The sequence below is a fragment of the Propionivibrio sp. genome (assembly GCF_029255185.1).
Classification (GTDB): Bacteria; Pseudomonadota; Gammaproteobacteria; order Burkholderiales; family Rhodocyclaceae; genus Propionivibrio.
The window spans coordinates 1-4565 of sequence record NZ_JAPUVO010000066.1; the positions used below are offsets into that span (position 1 = coordinate 1).

A 4565-nucleotide genomic window follows, 5' to 3' on the forward strand; every position below is an offset into this window, starting at 1 on the left:
GGCAGGGCAATGCAATTGCCCACTCAAGTTCCGTGCCAGAATAAAATTCCTTGGAAATAGTGGGTGCTGTGCAAATGATCGCACAATGCGAGCAGAGAACAGCGGACTGTCAGCGTCACTTGTTGGCGCGATTTGTCACATGTGCTTATTCCGGCGCTTTATTTTCCGCCTTCAATAAGGAGTCCAACGCATGACAAAAACATTTGCCACCGAGCGCACCATCCGCATCATGGTCGGCGCCAACCTGTTTCAGGGCGGCTTTACTCGCTTCTGCCCGGCCGGGGCTATTATGCTCAGGCTGGGGATAAAACGCAACGATGGCGAGGCTTACGGCCGCTGAAGCGACTCAGAGGCGCATTATCATCACGAAAGGGAACTGCAATGAAAATCGGATTCATCGGTCTGGGTCTCATGGGGCGTCCGATGGCGCTCAATCTGCTCAAGGGCGGGCACGAGCTTAGCGTCTGGGCGCGTCGCGCCGAGTCGATGCAACCCTTGCTCGCTGCTGGCGCCAGTAGCGCTGCTAGTCCCGCCGACCTGGCTGGGAGGGTCGACCTATTGGTGACGATGGTCGCTGATGCGCCCGACGTGCGCGAAGTCATGTTCGGCGAAAAAGGGGTTAGCAAGGGCGCGCAGGATGGCCTGGTTGCCGTCGACATGAGCACCATTCTGCCAGCGGCGGCGCGTCAGATCGGCGCAGAGTTGCAATCTCTGGGCGTGGATTTTCTCGATGCACCGGTTTCCGGCGGGGATGCGGGCGCCATCGCTGGCAGCCTGTCAATCATGGTTGGCGGTGGCGATGCCGCCTTTGCCAAGGCCAAGCCGGCATTTGCCTGCATGGGCAAGGTCATCGTTCATGTCGGCGGTTCCGGCGCCGGTCAGGTGGCCAAGGCGGCCAACCAGATCTTGACCGGGGTGGGCGTGCTGGCGGTTGCCGAAGCACTCAACTTCGCCGCGAAGAGTGGCGTCGATCCGGCCAGGGTGCGCGAGGCGTTGCTGGGTGGTGCCGCCGCATCGAAAATTCTTGAGAACCATGGGCAGCGCATGCTCGATCGAAATTTCAAGCCGGGTTTCAAGTCATGGATGCACCAGAAGGACATGAACATCGTCATGCAGAGTGCGTATCAGCTCGGGCTTTGCCAGCCGGCGAGCGCAGCGGCGGCGCAAATGTTTAACGCCATGGTCGGTTCCGGGCTGGGCGAGGAAGATTCGGTGGCCATGCTCAAACTGCTTGAACGGCTGTCTAACGTCGTTGGGGAGTTACCGCTGTCGCGCTGAAATAAAACGATCGGCTGCTAGCGCGTGCGTAGCCGGTCAAGCAACGATGACAGGCCGTTGTGATCGAGTTCGTGCATCAGGGCCAGCAGCGCGCCCAATTCTCCGGGCGGGAAGCCTTTCCGGGCAAACCAGTTGAGGTACTGTCCAGGCAAATCGGCGAGTAGCCGGCCTTTGTACTTGCCATAGGGCATAACGCGGTTGACCAGCAGTTGCAAGCTTTCGGAATTCATGGATTGCAGCGGCCAGTGAGCTAGCGGCTTATTTTTTACATATTTCCTGAACGGCACGCCGCATCTCGGCATCAAGAGCGTCGGTGTCCGTGCCATAGGCGCGAATCATCTGGATTTCTTCGATGACATCAAAATTGGCCTCGACCGGGCTGCTCGGCGATTTGCTAGCAACGAAATGCTGCGCTTTCAATTTCGCACGCTTCAATTCATGATCGCTCAGCCCGGTTTTTATGCCAGGTGGAATTATGGCGCCAAATTCAATCAGAACTTTGACAACCTCGGTTTTGCCGCCAAGAATGGCCACCGACAACGGAGACGTCGGGTCCAGATTGTCCGGAAAGTTAACCTTGGCGCCGCGCATGGCCAGTTCGCGAACAATCTCCGCGTAGCCCTTGAAACAGGCCATGGCCAGCGGCAGACCAGGAGTTCTCTGGCCATCATGCAACTCGACTTTGGCGCCGGCGTCAAGCGCAGCAATAACTTCAGATAGCAGGCCGGTACGAATCGCTTTAAGTAGGTCGACAGCTTGGGTCACAACAATATCTCCACGGGGTAGGTCAGACTCTACCCCTTTTTTCCGGCGGCGAGTTTCTTAAGCGGGGGCGCAGCCAGCAAAGCACGAAGCTGGTCAAAGGGCATCGAACGGGCAAACAGATAGCCTTGTCCTGCGTGACAGCCGATACGTTCCAGCAAGTCGGCTTGAACCTGCTGCTCCACGCCCTCGGCAGTGACCTGAAGCTGTAGGCTGTGGCCGAGTTGCACCACGGTTTCAACGATGCGCAGGCTGCTGTTCGAGAGCATCATCTGATTGACGAAGGACTGGTCAATTTTTAGCCGATCAACGTTGAGGCGCTCAAGGTAGCTAAGCGATGAGAAACCGGTGCCGAAATCGTCGATGGCAATGGCGATGCCCCGTGCCTTGATTTGGTTGAGGGTGGCCAGCATGAAATTGGCGTCGAGCATGGCGACAGATTCGGTAATTTCGAGTTCGAGTTGCCTAGGGTTAATCCGGCTCTCGCTCAATATTTCATCGACGCTATCAAGAAATCCCGGATGCCGGAACTGGACGACGGAAACATTGACCGACATGTGCAGACCACCCACCTCCGCCGGGCCGTCGCTAACCAGGCGCTGCAAATCATGACAGGCGGTGCGCAAGACCCATTTGCCAAGAGCGACGATCAGCCCGGAACTTTCGGCCAGCGGAATGAACTGATCGGGCGGGATTGAGCGCCCCTCGTCGTTACGCCAGCGCAGCAGGGCTTCGACCCCGATCAGGCGCTGCGTCTTCAGACAGAATTGTGGCTGGTATTCGACAAACAGCCGCTGCTGATCGAAGGCTGCGCGCAACTCACGCAGCAGGCGCATGCGTGCTCGGGCTTCAATCTCCATGCTGCGGGTGAAGTAGACACCCTCGCCACGGCGATGATGTTTGGCCAGATTGAGCGCGACAATGGCCGACTTGATGGCGTCGGAAGCGTTACCGTCGACCTCGCTCAGACGGGTCAGACCGATGGTAACCGACAGTCTTTGCTCAGTGCCTTCGGCGACAAAGGGGTCGCGAAACAGCGGCAGCAGGGTCTGCGGCGTGATTGTTTGGACATCGCCGAGCACGCCAAAGGTGTCGGGTGCCATCCGTGCAATGAGCGTGCCCTCAGGCAGCTTTCCGATCAGCAGCAGGGCGACGGCCTTGAGCAGAGTGTCGCCGTAGCGGTAGCCCAGCGCGTCATTGAGGTGCGAGAAATGGTCAATATCGACCAACGCAACCGTCGTGGTCAACGGCTGTGCGGTGAGCGCGTTGCCGACCGCATGCATGAACGCCAGCCGATTTGGGATATTCAGCAGCGGGTCGCGATAGGCTTGTTCATGCAGTTGATCGAAGAGTTCAACATTGTCCAGAATGATCGCGATATTGGTACCGAAAACGTCGAGCAGACGCCGGTTGATCTCATCGAGCGGGCGACCGGTTTCGAAATAGGCCGCCAACTCGGTCCCCGATTTGCCGAAGAAGAAGAGCACGCTTGCGTTGTCATTGGCTAGATTCCGGCGCTCGTCGAGGGCCCGTGTCAGCAATGCAATAAGCGCCGGCTTGCGCAGGTCGACCAGCGGCTGGTCGATGCAGCGCGCAAAGCGGCCTGCGGCGGCAATGATGCGAATCTGACTGCCAGCACTGACCTTCTCGCGTGCACAGACGAAACCTTCTGGAGATAAGCCGAGCAGGCCGGCAATTTCATTGATGATGGCGGCGGCAAAGTCGTGCATATTTGGATGCGTCATCATGCGGCTGCTAGCCTTGATGATCTGGTCAAGACCACGGCGTCCGACGCTCAGGGCGTGAATCTGCGCGTAGGAACGAAGCGCCGACGTCAGCGTGGCATAAAGCCCGTCGCGAGCGAATCCCGAGCTGGTTTTGTAGTCATTGATGTCGTAGTCGCGAATGGTATCGAGCGCGGGAGTATAGCCGGGCTGAGCGCTACGCAGGATGATGCGCAGATCGCGCAAACTCAGATCCTGGCGGATGCTCATCGCCAGTTCAAGGCCGGCATCTTCGCCTTCTTTGACGACATCAAGCAGGATGACGGCAACATCGCTTTCCGCCTGCAGAAATTCAATGGCCTGCTTGGTGGAGTAGGCGTGCAGGAACTGAATGGTGCGACCGAGCACCGGGATATTGGCCAGGGCGAGCACGGTGGATTGATGCACTTGCGCGTCGGTATCGACGATAAGCACCTTCCACTTGTGGGCTGGCAATGATGACGCGACGGCCTCGTTTTCAAATAACGAAGGAAAATCTTCGTCATTAATTTTGCTCGTCAACTTTGTGCCTCCGTTGTGCCTGGCCCGGTGATTTGCGGTCTTGGCAATGCCTTGATTGTATACGCAGTTTGCTTGGCAAGACACGTTGTTGCGTTGAGTGCAGGGCAATTGCATCAAAATGCGAATGCCATTGTCGTCGACCCACAGAAATAATCGTTTACGCTCAATGAGTTACAGAGGGGCTGTTCACAGCGTTTGGAATTGTGTAGTTTTCTGTCTTTTTGGGGTGACTCATGGAGA

At 57.4% G+C, this 4565-nt stretch carries 5 protein-coding genes; 2 read left to right on the forward strand and 3 right to left on the reverse strand.

Annotated features, from left to right (window positions below):
• The first annotated feature begins 190 nt into the window (after positions 1-190).
• Both Q1J43_RS03200 and Q1J43_RS03205 read left to right on the forward strand, forming a co-directional pair.
• Positions 191-340: a hypothetical protein gene (locus tag Q1J43_RS03200; RefSeq protein ID WP_301100902.1), complete on the forward strand. Its 150-nt coding sequence runs from the start codon at positions 191-193 to the stop codon at positions 338-340.
• A gap of 41 nt (positions 341-381) precedes the next feature.
• A complete protein-coding gene (locus Q1J43_RS03205) occupies positions 382-1278 on the forward strand; it encodes an NAD(P)-dependent oxidoreductase (RefSeq protein ID WP_301100903.1) in 897 nt (298 codons plus the stop codon).
• Between the two features lie 17 nt (positions 1279-1295).
• On the opposite strand, the gene Q1J43_RS03210 is transcribed toward Q1J43_RS03205, so the two are convergent.
• From Q1J43_RS03210 to Q1J43_RS03220, 3 genes are read right to left on the reverse strand one after another with little or no spacing between them, the layout of a single operon-like run.
• Complete coding sequence (locus Q1J43_RS03210; RefSeq protein ID WP_301100904.1) at positions 1296-1508, reverse strand: DUF3820 family protein; 213 nt, start codon at positions 1506-1508, stop codon at positions 1296-1298.
• A gap of 28 nt (positions 1509-1536) precedes the next feature.
• Positions 1537-2043 (reverse strand): ankyrin repeat domain-containing protein, encoded by a 507-nt coding sequence (locus Q1J43_RS03215; protein WP_301100905.1) that lies wholly within the window; start codon positions 2041-2043, stop codon positions 1537-1539.
• 29 nt (positions 2044-2072) lie between these two features.
• Positions 2073-4325, reverse strand: coding sequence for an EAL domain-containing protein (locus tag Q1J43_RS03220; RefSeq protein WP_301100906.1), 2253 nt, complete (start codon positions 4323-4325; stop codon positions 2073-2075).
• Positions 4326-4565 lie beyond the last annotated feature (240 nt).